12 protein-coding genes are annotated in these 16,682 nt (G+C 69.0%); 6 read left to right on the top strand and 6 right to left on the bottom strand.

Annotated features, from left to right (window positions below; all coding sequences use genetic code 11):
* Positions 1–9 precede the first annotated feature (9 nt).
* From EKG36_RS00280 to EKG36_RS00270, 3 genes are all read right to left on the bottom strand, one after another.
* Positions 10–3,852: a response regulator gene (locus tag EKG36_RS00280; RefSeq protein ID WP_126479835.1), complete on the bottom strand. Its 3,843-nt coding sequence runs from the start codon at positions 3,850–3,852 to the stop codon at positions 10–12.
* Between the two features lie 19 nt (positions 3,853–3,871).
* A complete protein-coding gene (locus EKG36_RS00275) occupies positions 3,872–5,521 on the bottom strand; it encodes a Glu/Leu/Phe/Val dehydrogenase dimerization domain-containing protein (RefSeq protein ID WP_126479834.1) in 1,650 nt (549 codons plus the stop codon).
* Positions 5,522–5,645: 124 nt separating this feature from the next.
* The gene (locus tag EKG36_RS00270) at positions 5,646–6,332 is read right to left on the bottom strand and encodes a GntR family transcriptional regulator (protein ID WP_126479832.1); all 687 of its coding nucleotides are present in this window, start codon (positions 6,330–6,332) and stop codon (positions 5,646–5,648) included.
* 157 nt (positions 6,333–6,489) lie between these two features.
* Here EKG36_RS00270 and EKG36_RS00265 point away from each other — a divergent pair, with 157 nt between their 5' ends.
* The 6 genes from EKG36_RS00265 to EKG36_RS00240 all read left to right on the top strand — a co-directional run bounded on the left by EKG36_RS00265 (position 6,490) and on the right by EKG36_RS00240 (position 13,092).
* Complete coding sequence (locus tag EKG36_RS00265) at positions 6,490–7,488, top strand: TRAP transporter substrate-binding protein (protein ID WP_126479830.1); 999 nt, start codon at positions 6,490–6,492, stop codon at positions 7,486–7,488.
* Between the two features lie 67 nt (positions 7,489–7,555).
* A complete protein-coding gene (locus tag EKG36_RS00260; RefSeq protein WP_126479828.1) occupies positions 7,556–8,077 on the top strand; it encodes a TRAP transporter small permease in 522 nt (173 codons plus the stop codon).
* Between the two features lie 2 nt (positions 8,078–8,079).
* Positions 8,080–9,414, top strand: a complete 1,335-nt coding sequence (locus tag EKG36_RS00255; protein ID WP_126479826.1) for a TRAP transporter large permease — start codon at positions 8,080–8,082, stop codon at positions 9,412–9,414.
* Between the two features lie 13 nt (positions 9,415–9,427).
* Positions 9,428–10,789, top strand: a complete 1,362-nt coding sequence (locus EKG36_RS00250) for a malonyl-CoA decarboxylase (protein WP_126479824.1) — start codon at positions 9,428–9,430, stop codon at positions 10,787–10,789.
* Entirely contained in the window at positions 10,786–12,309 is a 1,524-nt protein-coding gene (locus EKG36_RS00245; protein ID WP_126479822.1) for a malonate--CoA ligase, read from the top strand. Before EKG36_RS00250 ends, EKG36_RS00245 begins: the two co-directional genes overlap by 4 nt.
* Before the next feature lie 24 nt (positions 12,310–12,333).
* The gene (locus tag EKG36_RS00240; protein ID WP_126479820.1) at positions 12,334–13,092 is read left to right on the top strand and encodes a maleate cis-trans isomerase family protein; all 759 of its coding nucleotides are present in this window, start codon (positions 12,334–12,336) and stop codon (positions 13,090–13,092) included.
* On the opposite strand, the gene EKG36_RS00235 is transcribed toward EKG36_RS00240, so the two are convergent.
* From EKG36_RS00235 to kynU, 3 genes are all read right to left on the bottom strand, one after another.
* Entirely contained in the window at positions 13,089–14,426 is a 1,338-nt protein-coding gene (locus EKG36_RS00235; protein WP_126479818.1) for a DUF2252 domain-containing protein, read from the bottom strand. The genes EKG36_RS00240 and EKG36_RS00235 overlap by 4 nt on opposite strands.
* 188 nt (positions 14,427–14,614) lie before the next feature.
* Positions 14,615–15,409 (bottom strand): alpha/beta hydrolase, encoded by a 795-nt coding sequence (locus EKG36_RS00230; RefSeq protein WP_126479816.1) that lies wholly within the window; start codon positions 15,407–15,409, stop codon positions 14,615–14,617.
* A gap of 20 nt (positions 15,410–15,429) precedes the next feature.
* The gene (gene kynU, locus EKG36_RS00225; protein ID WP_126479813.1) at positions 15,430–16,659 is read right to left on the bottom strand and encodes a kynureninase; all 1,230 of its coding nucleotides are present in this window, start codon (positions 16,657–16,659) and stop codon (positions 15,430–15,432) included.
* Between the last annotated feature and the right edge of the window lie 23 nt (positions 16,660–16,682).

The raw sequence follows: 16,682 nt of genomic DNA, 5'->3' as shown, positions 1-16,682 counted from the left end.
GCCACCGGGTCAGCCTCGTCGTGCCGCCTCGAGCAGCGGGGCCAACTCGACCACGGCCCGCCGCAGCGCCTCCAGGGCCGGCCGGGCCCGCTCCAGCTCGCCGGCCTTGGCCAATGCCTCGAGGGACTGGGCGGCGTCCCCCGCCGCCTGGCCGCCCACTACCCGGGCCGACCCCTTGAGGGTATGGGCGTGGCGGCGCAGTGCCCTGGCATCGTTGTCGTCGAGCGCCGTCTCCATCGCCTGCAGCAGCTGCGGGCACTCCTCGAGGAAGACGTCGACCATCTCGACCAGCAGCGCCCGGTTGCCGTCGAGATTGTCCAGCGCCGTCTGCCAGTCCAGCCGGAGCGACGCGCCCCGCGGGCTCGGCGCCGCGCTGTCGGCGGGGGCGTCGCCCGGTGGCGCCTCTTCTTCCACGGCCGCATAGAGCTCGGCGGCGCGAAAGGGCTTGGTCACGAAGTCATCCATGCCCGCCGCCAGGCAGCGCTCGCGATCCTCCTTGGTGGCACTCGCCGTCATCGCCACGATCGGCACGTGCCCGCCGCGCTCCCGCTCCAGTTCGCGGATCGCCCGGGCGGCCGCCAGGCCATCCATCACCGGCATGTGGATATCCATCAGCACCACGTCGAAGGCGCGACGCCGCACGGCCTCGAGGGCCTCGCGACCGTTCTCGGCCAGCTCGACCCGGTGGCCATGCTGGTGCAGCAGGTCCGTCGCCACCCGCTGATTGGTGACCCCGTCCTCCACCAGCAGGACGCGCCGTCCCCCTCCCGTCAGACGCATGTCTTTCACGACGCCGGGCCGGCGGCGGACGGCCCCGATCTCCAGCGCCTCGCCGACCGCGTCGAGCAGCGCCGACTGCTTGACCGGCTTGAGCAGCAAGCGGGCGATGCGCAGCTGGCGGCGCTGCACGGCGTCGCCGGTACGTCCCCCGGAGGACAGCATCAGGATCGGCATGCCGGCGTGGGCCGGATGCTCGCGGATGCGCTCGGCCAGCTCCAGCCCGCTCATCCCGGGCATCACCAGGTCGAGCAGCGCCAGCGGGAAGGCCTCGCCGCGGGACTCCAGCCGCTCGAGGGCGGCGAGGGCCGCGGCGCCACTCGCCACCACGGTGGGGCGCATGTGCCAGCTGAGCAGGATCTCCTCGAGGATACGCCGATTGGTGGCATTGTCGTCGACCACCAGTACCTGCCGTCCGTGCAGCGCGGCGGGATGCGAGGGCCTCGCCACATACGGGGCGGGGAGGCCGAGATCGAGGGCGAACATGAAACGACTGCCCTGCCCCTTGGGGCCGCTGTCGACCTCGATCTGCCCGCCCATCATGCCGACCAGCTGGGCGGCAATGGACAGGCCCAGCCCGGTGCCCCCGCTCTGTCGGGTGGTGGAGGTGTCGGCCTGGCTGAAGGCCTCGAAGATCTGGCGGCGCTTGACCTCGGGAATGCCCACCCCGGTGTCGAGGATCTCGAAGGCGAGGCGCAGCCGTGTCTCATCGAGGGATTCGATGCCCAGGTCGACCACGATCTCGCCGGCCTCGGTGAACTTGATGGCATTGCCGACCAGATTGACCACCACCTGGCGCAGGCGCATCGGATCGCCTCGCACCCGGTCGGGCACTTCCGGCGGGATGTGCACCGCCAGCTCCAGGCCCTTCTCGTCGGCCTGCAGGGACAGCGTCTGCAGGGTGTCGCCGAGGGTATCGCGCAGCGCGAAGTCGGTCGCTTCCAGCTCGAGACGGCCCGCCTCGATCTTCGAGAAGTCGAGGATGTTGTTGATCAGCCCCAACAGGGTGTCGGCGGACTTCTGGATGATCGCCACGTACTCGGCCTGCTGCTCGGTAAGCTCGGTGCGCTCCAGCAGCTCGGCGATGCCGATCACGCCGTTCATCGGCGTGCGAATCTCGTGGCTCATGTTGGCCAGGAACTCGCTCTTGGCCAGGCTGGCCTGCTGCGCCTCGTCCCGTGCCCGGCGCAGCTCGCCCTCGGAGGCGCGCAGCTGCTCGGTGGTCGCCTGGAGGGCCGTGGTGCGCTGGGCGACCATCTCCTCCAGCCGCTGGCGGTGGTGCTCCAGCTCGGTGATATCCGAGTAGACCCCGACATGGGCCCCCTCGGCGGTCAGGTGCTCGCTGATCTGTACGCAGACGCCGTCGCTGCGGGTGAACTGGAAGGGCCCGGCAGGATGGCGGTGCCGGGCCAGGCGCTCGCGGATGAAGGCCTCCCCGGAGGAATAGTCCCGCGGGGTGAAGCCGCCGTCGACCACGGCTCGCAGCAGGTCCTCGAAGCGCAGGCCCGGCCGGACCGCATCGCCCAGGGTGACGAAATGCTCCTTGAAGCGGCTATTGAACAGCACCAGTCGGTCCTCGGCATCGAACAGCGCGAAGCCCTCGGCGATCGACTCCAGGGCCTCGGTCAGCTGGGCATGGGCCGCCTCGGCCCGGGCCTGCGCGGCCTCGGTCATCGCCACCTGCTCCTCGAGGCTCTCGCGCTGTTCCTCCAGCTCGGTGATGTCGGTATAGATGGTCGCCATGCCTCCGTCCCGAGTGCGCCGCTCGCTGACTCGCTGACGCAGCCGGTCATGGCGTTTGATGCGGATCGGCGGCCCGGGGTTGCGGTGCAGGGCGAGCCGCCAGGCGACCCACTCCTCGACGTTCTTGTCGCCGGTATCGACGATGCCGTGCTCGGCCGCGGCGCGGATCAGCTCCTCGTAGCGCATGCCCGGCTCGACCATGTCGGGGGAGCCCGAGAAGACATCGCGGAACTTGCGGTTGAAGATCACCAGGCGATCGTCGGCATCGTAGAGGGTGAAGCCGTCGGAGATCGCCTCGAGGGCCTCGCTGAGCTGGTGGTGGGCGGCTTCCGCCCGGGCTCGCTCGGCCTGGGTCGCCGCCACCTGGGCGGACAGCGCCTGGCGGCTCTGGCGCTGGTCGGTGATATCGCTCATGAAGCCTTCCAGTGCCAGGAGCTCGCCGGCAGCATCGAAGACACCGCAGCCCTGCTCCCAGACCCATTTCTCGCTGCCGTCCCGCGTCTGGATACGATACTCGACCTGGAAGGGACGCCGCTCGGCCAGGGCGGCCTGGACCGCCGCCCACAGGCCTTCGCGCTCCTCGGGGTGGATGAGGTCGGAATAGCTCGGCTGGCCATGGATCAGCGCCTCGGGGGCATAGCCGGTCAGCGCGCGGCAGCCCTCGCTGACGAACTCCATGCTCCAGTCGCGATCGTTCAGACCGCGATAGGCCATGCCGGGCAGGTTGGCCATCAGGGTCGCCAGCCGGCGCTCGCTCTCGCGCAGGGCCTGAGCGGCCCGCTCACGCTCGATCACCCGGCCCAGCTGGGTGCCGGTCTGCGCCATCACCTCCATCAGGGCCTCATCCGGCGCCATGATGCGGTCGGCAAAGAATTCCAGCACGGCGACCACCTCGTCGCCCACCAGTACCGGGAAGGCAGCCCCGGCCCGCACCTCGATATCCCGGGCCTGCCGCGCGCGCTGGAACTCGGGATCCTGGGTGACATCGCGGATCCACACCGGCGCAGCACGGCTCTGGACGCGTTCGACCAGCCCCCAGCTGGACCCCCAGCGAGCCGCCTCGGTGACACCCCGGAAGGCCGCGAAGGCCTGATCGTCATCGGGATACCAGAGCCGCGTCGAGACCAGCTCCCCGGTGGCCGGATCGGCCAGCCACCAGGCATGGCCGACCTTCCAGCCAGTGTGCCGGCAGACCTCCCGGAGGGCCTGGCGCAACGCGTCATCGACCTGCATTGCCTCGTTGGCCGCCCGGGTGATGGCCTGGATCAGGCTCAGGAAGGCCGCCGGGTCATTGAGACCATGCCGGTCGCCGTCTCCGGCATTTTCGCTCATCGTGTCCCCACCCGAACGTTCACGGGAAGACGCCGCGCAGCAGCTTGGCCTCGGTGACCCGCGTAATGGCCTCGATCAGGGCCGCCGTGCGCATGTCGAGATGGCTCTCCTCGGCCCGTCTTCGGGTACGCTCGAAGGCGTCCAGCAGGATCGCCTTCTGCCGGCGGTTGATCTCTTCAAGGGGCCACATCAGGTTCTGCAAGCCCTGCACCCACTCGAAGTAGGACACCGTCACCCCGCCGGCATTGCCGAGGATGTCCGGCAGCACGAAGACCTCGTTGTCGGCGAGGATGTCATCGGCCTCGAGGGTGGTGGGCCCGTTGGCACCCTCGGCCAGCAGCCGGCAACCCAGGCGGGCGGCATTCTCGACCGTCACCTGGTTCTGCAGGGCCGCCAGCACCAGCACATCGCAGGGCAGCTCGAGCAGTTCGGCGTTGCTGATCGCTTCCGCATCCGGGAAACCCGCCAGCACCCGGCGCTCGGCCACGTGGGCCAGCAGCGACTCCACCGAGAGGCCATCCGGGGCGTGGAGGCTGGTGCTGGCGTCGCCCACGCCGATGATGCGCACGCCGAGATCGGCGAGGCAGATGGCCGCATGGCTGCCGACGTTGCCGAAGCCCTGCACCACCGCCGTGGCCCCGGCAAGCTCGATGCCCAGGTGCGCCGCCGAGGCCTCGATCAGGTACACCAGGCCGCGACCTGTGGCTTCCTTGCGCCCCAGGGAGCCGCCCAGCACCACCGGCTTGCCGGTGACCACCGCGGGCACCGCGTGGCCGACCTGCTGGCTGTAGGTATCCATCAGCCAGGCCATCACCCGTTCGTCGGTGCCCATGTCCGGGGCCGGGATGTCCTTATCGGGGCCAATGATCTCGATGATCTCGGCGGTATAGCGCCGCGTCAGGCGCTGCAGTTCGCGATCGCTGAGGGTGGTGGGGTCGACCCCCACCCCGCCCTTGGCGCCACCGAAGGGCAGCTTCATCAGCGCGCACTTCCAGGTCATCCACATCGCCAGGGCAGCGACCTCGCCGAGGTCCACGTCCTCGTGATAGCGGATCCCGCCCTTGGTCGGGCCCATGGTCAGCAAGTGCTGCACCCGGTAGCCGAAGACGGTCTCCACCTGGGAGCGATCGTCACGGAAGAAGGGAAAGCTGACCACCTGGGTGCGCTGGGGGAACAGCAGGCGCTGGCGAATGTTGTCGTCCAGGCCCATGTACTGGGCGGCCTTGAGGAACTGCTGCTGGGCCAGCCGGAACATCGGCGAGTCCCACTCACCGCCCCGTCGCCGGGCCCGGGACAGGGTATAGCGAATCGCCCGCCCCAGAGCCACGCCCTTGAGGTGCGTCTTGACCAGGTAGTCATAGGCGCCGGACTCCACCGCCCGGGCGGCCAGCTTGACGTCGTCGAGGCTGGTCAGCACCACCACCGGCACCTGGGGCGCCACCAGACGCACGCGGAACAGCGTCTCCAGCTCCTCGCTGTCGGGCAGCACCAGGTCGAGCAGCACCAGGTCCACGCCACCCTTGACCAGTCGCGTGAGCCCATCGGCCAGGTTGTCCACGGCCTCGACATCGCAGTCGAGCTGGGTATCGGCGGCGAGCAGCCGCTGGATCAGCTTGCTGTGAAGTGGATTGTCCTCGACCAGCAAGAGGTGAAGGGAGGAGTCCTGCATGGCGGTCTGCCCTCGCCGCCGGCGCCGCGGGTGCCCGGGATGGCAACCTCCGGCCGGCCATACTTCTCAGCGTAGGCCAAGCGCCCCGTCCGGGACATAGCGGCCCCTCGCCGCCACAGGCGACTCACGGCGCCAGGGACGCCCCCTGCCGCTCGAGGGCCCTGACGCTGGACACGAAATCGCTGAAGCGCTCGCCCTGGATCAGCACATGCTCCCGCAGGATATCTTCGGCCTGCTCGGCCTCCCCCGCCTCGATGGCGGCAAGAATCCGCCGATGCTCGTCCAGCGAGGTGCCCATGCGGTGGCGCACCTGCAGCTGCATGCGACGATAGGGCTTGAGCCGCTGCTTCAGCTGGCGGGCTTCCTCGGCCAGGAAGCCGTTGTGGCTCGCCGCGTAGATGGCGTGATGAAACCCCTCGTTCTCGTAGTAGTACTCGTCCGGGTCGCCGTCCCGGGCAGCGGCCTCGCAGCGCTCCAGGGCCTCGCGCAACTCGACGAGCTCGCCCGCCGTGATCCGCCGGGCCGCCAGGCGGCCGCACATGCCCTCCAGCTCCGCCATGACCTCGAACATCTCGATCAGCTGGTCGATGCCGATCTTCGCCACGAAGGTGCCCTTCTTGGGCGACACCGTGACCAGGCCGCTGGCCACCAGCTGCTGGATCGCCTCGCGCACCGGGGTGCGCGAGACCTGATAGTCGCGCCCCAGGGCCTCGGGATCGAGCCGCTCGCCGGGCAGGCGCCGCCCGTTGATGATGTCATCCTCCAGCGAGTCCTTGAGTCGCTGGGCGTTCGATCGTTTCGCGCCGTTCACAGGCCACCTCCCTTGCAATGGAACGCCGATTCGCCGCGGTCATTGCCACTATGGTCTAGTCCCGCCGCGTTTGACACTAGTATACGTCAAGCCTATAAGAAGTATACATCAGCTTGGCTGATATATATCACACAACAACAATCGTCCAGGAGACGCCATGAAAACCCCGATCGCATCCGCCGTTGCCACCCTATCGCTGGCCCTCGCCTTCAGCAGTGCCGCCTCGGCGGAAACCGTGCTGCGTGCCTCCCACCAGTTCCCTGGCGGCCAGGGCGACGTGCGTGACGAGATGGTACAGCTGATCGCCGACGAGGTCGCCGCGGCGGACGTCGGCCTGAAGATCCAGGTCCACCCCGGCCAGTCGCTGTTCAAGGCCAAGGAGCAGTGGCCGGCGCTGGTACGCGGCCGCCTCGACATGACCTCACTGCCCCTCGACTACGCCAGCGGCCGTCACCCGGAGTTCTCGGCCACCCTGATGCCCGGCCTGGTGCGCAGCCACGAACGCGCCCAGCGGCTCAACGACTCCGAGTTCATGGACATGATCAAGCAGGTGATCAACGACGCTGGCGCTCGGGTGCTGTCCGACGCCTGGCTGGCGGGGGGCTTCGCCTCGAACATGCGCTGCATCACCGCCCCGGACACCGTCGAGGGACAGACCATGCGCGCCGCCGGTCCGGCCTTTGACGAGATGCTGGCCACCGCTGGCGCGTCGATCGCCTCGATGCCGTCCTCCGAGATCTACACCGCCATGCAGACCGGCGTGCTCGACGGCGCCAATACCTCCTCCGGCTCGTTCGTCTCCTACCGCATCTACGAGCAGGTCGACTGCCTGACCGCCCCGGGCGAGAACGCCCTGTGGTTCATGTACGAGCCGATCCTGATCTCCGAGCAGAGCTGGGACAGGCTCAACGAGCAGCAGCAGCAGGCCCTCACCGAGGCGGGCCAGAAGGCCGAGGAGTACTTCGCCGGCGAGGCCGCGGCCCTCGACCAGAAGCTGGTGGACGTCTACGAGGAGAATGGCGTCGAGGTGGTGACCATGAGCGAGGAGAACTACAACGCCTGGCTGGAGATCGCCAAGCAGAGTTCCTACAAGACCTTCGCCGAGAACGTCCCCAACGGACAGGCCCTGATCGACGCCGCCCTGGCCGTCGAGTAAGCCCGTGCGCCCGTCCCCGGCTGCCTCGCCCGAGGCAGCCCTCCACTCACCGACGCCGGGGTGTTCCATGGATCACAGTTCAAGTCGCGCGGTTGCGCCCAGCCGTGGCGTGATCGGCGCCTATATCCGTGTGCTCGACCGCCTGTCGGTCGCGGTCGCCGTCCTCGCCGGCGCCCTGTTGCTGGCGGGCGTGCTGGCGGTCTGCCACATGATCTTCATGCGCTACGTGCTGGGGGAAAGCACCATCTGGCAGACCGAGTTCGCCGTCTTCTCCGTCACCGGCGCCATGCTGTTCGGTGCCCCCTATGTGCTGATGACCGGCGGCCATGTCGCGGTCACGGTCCTTCCCGATGCCATTGGCGGCTGGCCCCGCAAGGCCATGCAGCTGGTCGCGTCGCTGGTCGGGCTGGGCTTCTGCGCCGCCCTGACCTATGGCGGCTGGCACTACCTCCTCGAGGCCTACCACGGTGGCTGGACCACCGGCACGGTGTGGAACCCCCCGCTGTGGCCGGCCCTGCTGCCCCTGGCCCTCGGCATCACCCTGCTCACGCTGCAGTACCTGGCGGAAATCCTACGCGGAGAGTCCTGATTATGGATCCAGTCACCAGCGGTATCCTGGTCATCCTCGCCCTGTTCGTGTTGATGGCGATCGGCACGCCCATCGCCTTCGCCCTGGGCGGTGTCGCGCTCGGCGCCCTGGTGCTCGACCGCGGCATGAGCGAGTTGACCTACTTCGGCGAGACCTTCTTCAGCAGCATCGCCTCCTTCGGCTTCGTGGCGATCCCGATGTTCATCCTGATGGGCGCCGCCGTGGCCTCCTCGCCCACCGGGCGCGACCTTTATCGCTCCCTCGACCTGTGGCTGGGCAGGATGCCCGGCGGCCTGGCGATCTCCAACATCGGCGCCTGCTCCATCTTCGCCGCCCTGTCAGGCTCCTCGCCGGCCACCAGTGCGGCGATCGGCAAGCTGGGCATTCCCGAGATGCGCAAGCGCGGCTATCCCGACGGCGTCGCCGCCGGCTGCATTGCCGCCGGTGGCACCCTGGGCATCCTGATCCCGCCCTCGGTGACCATGATCGTCTACGGCATCTCCACCGAGACCTCCATCGGCCGTCTGTTCATCGCCGGCGCCCTGCCCGGCCTGATGCTCGCCGGCCTGTTCATGGCCTGGACGCTGCTCGCCTGCAAGCTGGCCGGCGGCTATGGCACCCCGAGTCCGCTGGCGGCTGCGGCCCACCAGGTCAAGCAGAACGTCGAGGGCAACCTCAAGGCGCTGGTGCGGGTGGTGCCCTTCCTGGTGGTGGTCAGCGGGATCCTGTTCGCCCTCTACGGCGGCGTCGCCACCCCCTCGGAGGCGGCCGGGGCCGGCGCCTTCCTGTGCCTGGCGCTGGCGATCCTGGTCTACCGCATGTGGCAGGTGAAACCGCTCACGCTGATCATGCGCGACGCCCTGCGCGAGAGCGTGATGATCATGCTGATCATCGCCGCGGCCGAGATCTTCGCCTTCGCCCTGTCATCGCTGTTCATCACCCAGACGGTGGCCGGGGCAATCGCCGACCTCGAGGTCAACCGCTGGGTGCTGATGGGGATCATCAACCTCTTCCTGCTGGTGGCCGGCTTCTTCCTGCCCCCGGTGGCAGTGATCGTGATGACGGCGCCGATTCTGCTGCCGATCATCCTGGCGGCCAACTTCGACCCCTACTGGTTCGCGGTGGTGCTGACCATCAATCTGGAGATCGGTCTGATCACGCCGCCGGTGGGCCTCAACCTCTTCATCATCAAGGGCATCGCCCCGGACATCGAGCTGCGCGACATCCTGATGGGGAGCCTCCCCTATGCGCTTTGCATGGTGCTGGGCATCGTCCTGCTGTGCTTCTTCCCGGGCATCGCCACCTGGCTGCCCGACCTGATCATGAGCCACTCGTAAGAGGCGATCCGCCATGAACATGAGCTTCCTCCAGGAAATGTTCAGCACCATCACCCAGCGCGATGCCTTGCGTCGGCGGCGTAGCGACGAGCGTCTGCCGGCTACCCATGGTCGTCTGGTCGAGTCCTGCAGGGCACTGCTGGAGAGCGACGGCGAGGCGTCGAGCATCACCCTCGCCGGCCGTTGCTTGGAGCTCTACTCAAGGCTCGACGACCAGGAGAAGCAGCGCTTCTTCGAGCGCCTCACCGAGGACTTCTCCGCGGACCCCGAACACATCGACCAGGCCTATGCCCGCTACCGGGACTCGCGGGACAACCTCGCCCTGCAGGCACTGTTCGATGCCTGCGAGCCGAGTCGCCAGGAAGTGCTGCGTCGGCTCAATCTGACCAGCGGCGGCACCCATGAACTGGTGCGCATGCGCGAGGACCTGCTGCCGCTGCTGCCCGAGCATCCCGAGCTGGGAGCGCTGAACGCCGACTTCGCGCACCTGTTTGCCTCCTGGTTCAACCGCGGCTTCCTGGTGCTCAAGCGCATCGACTGGAACACCCCGGCCGCCATCCTCGAGCGCATCATCCACTACGAGGCGGTCCACGAGATCCAGGACTGGAACGACCTGCGGCGCCGCCTGGACGCCCGCGACCGGCGCTGCTTCGCGTTCTTCCATCCGGCGATCGGCGACGAGCCGCTGATCTTCGTCGAGGTCGCCCTTAACAAGGGCCTGCCCGACCAGATCCAGGCGATCCTTCACGGCCAGGACAACGACGTCGAGGCCTCGGATGCCGCCGATACCGCGGCCTTCTTCGGCATCAGCAACTGCCAGACCGGGCTGCGCGGCATCTCCTTCGGCAACTTCCTGATCAAGCAGGTCGTCCAGGAACTCAAGCAGGAGCTGCCCGGACTGCGCCACTTCGTCACCCTGTCGCCGGTGCCCGGCTTCCGCCAGTGGCTCGAGACCATCTGCCGAGGCGAGGACGCCCCGCTTGTCGGCGACGCCCGCCAGGCCCTCGAGGCGCTGGAGACCGATGACTGGCACCGGGACTCGGCACGGGCCGCCACCCTCGAGGAGGTCGTCAAGCCGCTGGCCGCCCACTACCTGCTGCGCGAGAAGAACCACCGCGGCCTGCCGCTCAACCCGGTGGCACGCTTCCACCTCGGCAACGGCGCGGAGCTGCATCGCATCAACTGGCTGGGCGACGTGTCCGCGAAGGGCCTGCGCCAGGCCGCCGGCCTGATGGTCAACTACCTCTACGTGCTCGACGACATCGAGCGCAATCACGAGCAATACAGCACCGACGGCACCATCGCCCACTCCTCGGGCATCCGCGACCTCGACCGGCGCGCCCGCAAACTGCTCAAGGGAGAGACTGCAAAATGACCCACAACCTCTTCGACACCCTGGCCCACCGCATGCAGGACCGAGGCGATGCCGAGTTCATCATCACCCGCGAGGGGCGCGGCTATACCTATGCCCAGGCCCTCGCGGCGACCACCCGCCTGGCGGGCGCCCTGACCGCGCTGGGCGTGGCCCCCGGCGATCGCGTCGCCGCGCAGGTCGACAAGAGCCCCGAGACCGTGCTGCTGTACCTGGCCTGCCTGCGCATCGGTGGCGTCTACCTGCCGCTCAACACCGGCTATACGGGCGAGGAGATCCGCTACTTCCTGGGCGATGCCGAGCCCGCGCTGTTCGTGTGCCGTCCCCAGGACCTCGACACCGCCCGCCGGATCGCCGCGGAATGCGGCTGCCCGGCGGTCGAGAGCCTCGGCACCGGAGGCGACGGCAGCCTGATGGCGCGGGTCGAGACGGCCACGCCGCGCGACGACATCGTGCCCCGCGGCGAGCGCGACCTGGCGGCGATCCTCTATACCTCGGGCACCACGGGGCGCTCCAAGGGGGCCATGCTGACCCATGACAACCTGCGCTCCAACGCCGAGGCGCTGGTGGAGAGCTGGCACTTCAGCGAAGCCGACCGGCTGATCCATGCCCTGCCGATCTTCCATACCCATGGCCTGTTCGTGGCCTGCAACGTGGTGATGATGGCCGGCGCCAGCATGCTGTTCCTGCCACGCTTCGATGCCGACGTGATCTTCGAGGAGCTGCCGCGTGCCACCGCCATGATGGGGGTGCCGACCTTCTATACGCGCCTGCTGCAGGACGCGCGGCTGACCAGGGAGCTGACCGCCAACATGCGCCTGTTCGTCTCCGGCTCGGCGCCGCTGACCGCCGAGACCCACCAGGCCTTCGAGCAGCGCACCGGCCACGCCATCCTCGAGCGCTACGGCATGACCGAGACCAACATGAACCTCTCCAACCCCTACCACGGACGGCGCATCGCCGGCACCGTGGGCCGCCCGCTGCCCGGCGTCGAGATCCGCATCACCGACCTCGAGACCGGCGAGCCCGTTGCCGACGGCGAGATCGGCATGCTCCAGGTGCGCGGGCCCAATGTCTTCATCGGCTACTGGCGGATGCCCGAGAAGACCCGGGAAGAACTGCTCGAGGACGGCTTCTTCATCACCGGCGACCTGGCCCGGGTGGAGGAGAACGGCTACGTGCAGATCGTCGGCCGCGACAAGGACCTGGTGATCTCCGGCGGCTACAACGTCTACCCCAAGGAGATCGAGCAGGTCATCGACGAGCTCGACGAGGTGGACGAGTCCGCCGTGATCGGCGTGCCGCATCCCGACTTCGGCGAGGGGGTGACCGCCGTGGTGGTGCCGCGCCTCGGCGCCCAGATCGACGAGACCCGGGTCATCGCCTCGCTGGCGGGCCGGCTGGCCAAGTACAAGCAGCCCAAGCGGGTGTTCTTCGTCGACGAACTGCCGCGCAACACCATGGGCAAGGTACAGAAGAACCAGCTGCGACAGCAGTTCCGGGATACCTACGCCGCATCCTGATCACGCCGACCACGAGGAACCGCCATGCCTGCCACGGCCTATCGCATCGGCCAGATCGTGCCGAGCTCCAACACCACCATGGAGACCGAGATTCCGGCGCTGCTGCGCGCCCGGGAAGCGGTGGCGCCGGAGCGCTTCACCTTCCATTCCAGCCGCATGCGCATGAAGCAGGTGACCCGCGAGGAACTCGCGGCCATGGACGATGAGTCCGAGCGCTGCGCCCGAGAGCTCTCCGACGCCGCGGTCGACGTGATGGGCTATGCCTGCCTGGTGGCGATCATGAGCCGTGGCCGGGGTTATCACCGACACTCCCAGCGGCGCCTGCACGAGGTCTCCATCGCCAACGGCCAGCCGACCCCGGTGGTCAGCAGCGCCGGCGCCCTCACCGAGGGCCTGGCGACGCTGGGCGCCCGGCGCGTCGCCATCATCACGCCCTACATGCCGGCGCTGACCCGGATGGTGGTGGACTACATCGAGGCCGAGGGCATCCGGGTGGTCGACAGCATCGCCCTGGCGATCCCCGACAACCTGGAGGTCGGTCGCCGCGACCCCATGGCCCTGGTCGACATCGTGGACCGCCTGGACCTTCGCGAGGCCGACGCCGTGGTGCTGTCGGCCTGCGTGCAGATGCCCTCGCTGGCGGCGATCCAGACGGTGGAGGACAGCCTGGGACTGCCGGTGGTCTCCGCCGCCACCTGTACCGTCTTCCAGATGCTCAGGGCCCTCGACCTGACGTCCCGGGTGCCGGGAGCCGGCCGGCTGCTGAGCGGCGACTACCGCTAGCCGGTCGTCACCTCTTCCTCGACCGTCGCCTCGGCCTCCACGAAGGTGCCATAGTCCTGGCCGACGCAGTCGGCATAGCTCAGCGCCAGGGTCGCCACCATGGCGACGAAGTGATCCTGCCGCCCCTCGATCCGCGCGCAGACGCTGCGCGCGAAGCGCGCCGGGTCGTCCGGGTGCAACGCCCGGGCGCCGCGCAGGTGCTCGCGAGCAAGGATCCGGCCCCACTGCCGGACCAGCTTGCGGTAGGGCTTGGCGCCGTCGAGCTTGTGGGTCGGGAAGTCGTCCTTGAAGGGCGAGCGCTCGCGCACCGAGAACACCGTCTCGCCCAGGTGCAGCCAGCCCAGGTAGAGGTCCGGGTGCTCGGCGATGGCACTGAAGGCCGCGGCGTGGCGCGCGCCCTCGTGGGGGAAGGCGCGGCGCCAGGCGCGCTTCTCGGCGGCGTTCATCAGCCGCCAGCCCTCCGGCGGCGTCTGCTGCTTGACGTCGAGGATGACGTCGTCGTGCTCGTGGTCCCGGCCGCCCTCGATCAGCACATAGAAGCGCTCGAGCCCCAGCGACCCGGTCCCGGCGTCGAGCCGCCGCGCCAGGTCCTTGACCCGGAAGTGGTGCTCCTCGGCCTCGGCGCGTGCGCCGCGCAGGGTCTGGCGATACTCGCCCTCGATGGCCTTGCGCAGCTGGCTGGCCTGGTGGGCCGGCAGCCGGGCCAGCTTGTCCGGGCGGTCCTCGACAGCGAAGCACCTGCCGTCCTCGCCGAGCGTGGTCCACTTGTCGAGCATCTTCGCCCGGCTGCGCTTGGCGGCCACCTTCTCCAGGAAGGGCGCGAGTGGCCCCTTGGCGGTCTCCAGGGTGACGGCCAGGGGCGCCTCGCCGCGGACATGCCCGGCGAGCTCGTCGACATAGGCCTCCACCAGGGCGGCCAGGGCCTTGCGGGTGCCCTTGCCGGAGAGCTCGGCATTCTCCCGAGCATCGAGCACCAGGCTGATGGCCAGGCGCCAGAGGTCGTACTGGTAGTCGCCGATCAGGGCATCGTCGAAGTCGTCCATGCCGTAGCGCACGGCATCGTCGTGGTGGCCGTAGGCGCCAAAGTTGTAGGCGTGGGCGTCGCCCTGCAGCCAGGTCTGGGTCTCCGGCAGCCCCCCGTAGAGGGCGAAGCGCCAGTCGTGCCAGACGTCGGCCCAGTAGAGATGGTTGGTGCCACGAAAGAAGCGGTACGGCGACTCGGCCAGCTTGGCGTACTTGGCAGCGCGATCCTCGGCGGAGAGGCCGGCATTGGCGGCGGTGATGGCGTCGAGGACCTGGCGGGGACGGTTGTGACGGGTGAGCGGTTGCGACATGCCGGGACTCCGTTCGATGGCAGGACGGATTCGTCTGACAGTCAAACAGCCGCCCCCGCCGGAGGCAAGCGGCGAGGCTCGACGCCCCTTCGTCACCTTTCCGGGAACTAGCGGCAGTTCACCCCATAATCGGCACCGATTGGACATTTTCCCATCTTGCCAGCTGGTGTGAGTGCCAGCCGATCCGCTCATGCCTCCCGGTCGGGCCCAAGCTTGTCGAGGATGTCGAAGTGATCGCAGCCCGGCAGGTCGTGCAGCCGGGCCGTGCCGCCGGCGGCCAGAACCGCGGCCTGGAAGTCGCGAGCCTGGCGCCGGAAGGCGGGAGTATCGTGCTCGGCGATCAGCAGCTCCAGGGGCGGCAGGACCTCGAGGTCGTCATACAGCGGGCTGAGCGAACGAGCCCGGACCGGGTCGAGCCCCAGGGGCGCGTTCACGTAGGTGTCGACCAGGGGCGTGAGGTCGTAGACCCCGCTGACCAGCTGCAGCGCGTCGATCGTCAGCCCCGTCGGCAGGGCCGCCTCGGCGGCCGCCACCCGACAGGCCAGCTGGGCGCCGGCGCTGTGGCCACCGAGCACCAGCCTGTCGACGCCCCCCAGCCCCGTCACCCGGGCAGTGACCGCCCGCACCCCCTGGCGGCATTGCGCCGCCATGGTCTCGATCGAGACCCGCGGCGCCAGGCCATAGCCCAGCGAGGCGAAGGCCATGCCCCGGGGCAGATAGCGCGCGGCCAGGAAGTTGGTGGCGGCATGATCCAGCTCCTGCCAGTAACCGCCATGGATGAACACCATCAGCGGCCAGGGCCCCGGCCCGGCCGGCAGGAAGAGGTCGGTGCAGGCCGCGGGATCGTCGACATAGCGCAGTCGCGCCGGCCGATGGGCTTCGACCAGGGCGGCCCCCTCTTCCGCCTGTCGGGCCAGGGTGGCGGCAAAGTCGCGGGCGTAGCGGCTCGGTGAATAGTCACGCTCCAGGGCGTTGCGAGTCATCGTATCGGCTCCCGGGTGTCTCAGGTCACGGCGGCGCGGACGCTGAACCGCGGGTCCCGGTACTCGCCAGCCTCGAGCACCTCGCGGAAATGGCGGGCGGCGTGCCAGACGTCTTCATGGCTCAGGTAGAGCGGCGTGAAGCCGAAGCGCAGCAGGCCCGGCTCGCGGTAGTCGCCGATCACCCCACGGGCGATCAATGCCTGGACGATGGCATAGCCGTGGGCCGCATCGATCAGCGACACCTGGCTGCCGCGTTCCTCCAGCGCCGGGGTGATGTCCTCGATGCCATGAGTCGCCAGCACGTCGGCCAGGCAGTCGCGGAACAGCTCGGTCAGCGCCAGGCTCTTCGCCCTCAGGGTCGGCATGTCGACCTCGGCCCAGAGGTCCAGCGAGGCCTCCAGGGCACTGTAGGCCAGCGCCGAGTGGGTACCGGTGCGAAAGCGGGTGATGTCCGCCGCCGGCGCATAGTCGGCGTCGAAGGCGAAGGGCGCGGCGTGGCCGTGCCAGCCGGAGAGCGGCTGCCACCCCTCCTCCTGGCAGTCGCGGCGGACATACAGGAAGCCCGGCGCCCCCGGGCCGCCGTTGAGGTACTTGTAGGTACAGCCCACCGCGTAGCGCGCCCCGCTATCATTGAGCGCCACCGGCAGGGCCCCGGCCGAATGGGCCAGGTCCCAGATGACTTCGGCGCCATGAGCGTGGACCAGGCGGGTGGTGGCCGCCATGTCGCGGCGACGCCCGGTGCGATAGTTGACCTCGCTGAGCACCACCACGGCCACGCCGTCCAGGTGCGCGGCCAGGTCATCGCCTTCGGGCAGGACACGGTGCGTGTAGCCACCGAAGCGGCAGAAGCCCTGGGCGATATAGCCGTCGGTGGGGAAGTTGCCGCCCTCGCTGAGCACCGCGCGGCGCCCGTCGCTCCGCCGGCCGACGAGGTAGCCGAGCAGCTTGAAGAGGTTGAGGGTAATGTTGTCGGTGACCACCACCTCGCCCTCGCCGGCGCCGAGCAGCGGGGCGAGGCGGTTTCCGAGGCGCTCCGGGGCATCGAACCAGCCCTGGTTCCAGCCCTTGATCAGCTCGTCGCGCCACTGGTCCATGGTCGCCGCCACGGCGTCACGGGCGGCCCGGGGCTGGGCGCCCAGGGAATTGCCGTCGAGGTAGAGCACGCCCTCGGGCAGGGCGAAGTGCTGCTTGAAGTCGGCCAGGGGGTCCTGGCGGTCGAGGTCGCGAGCGTGGTCGAGGGTCACCCTCATGTCGAATCTCCGTGACGTGCCGC

The sequence above is a fragment of the Halomonas nitroreducens genome (assembly GCF_003966155.1).
In the GTDB taxonomy this organism is placed as follows: domain Bacteria; phylum Pseudomonadota; class Gammaproteobacteria; order Pseudomonadales; family Halomonadaceae; genus Halomonas; species Halomonas nitroreducens.
The sequence above is the reverse complement of the archived record's forward strand: the minus strand, read 5'-3'. Positions and strand labels throughout refer to the sequence as shown.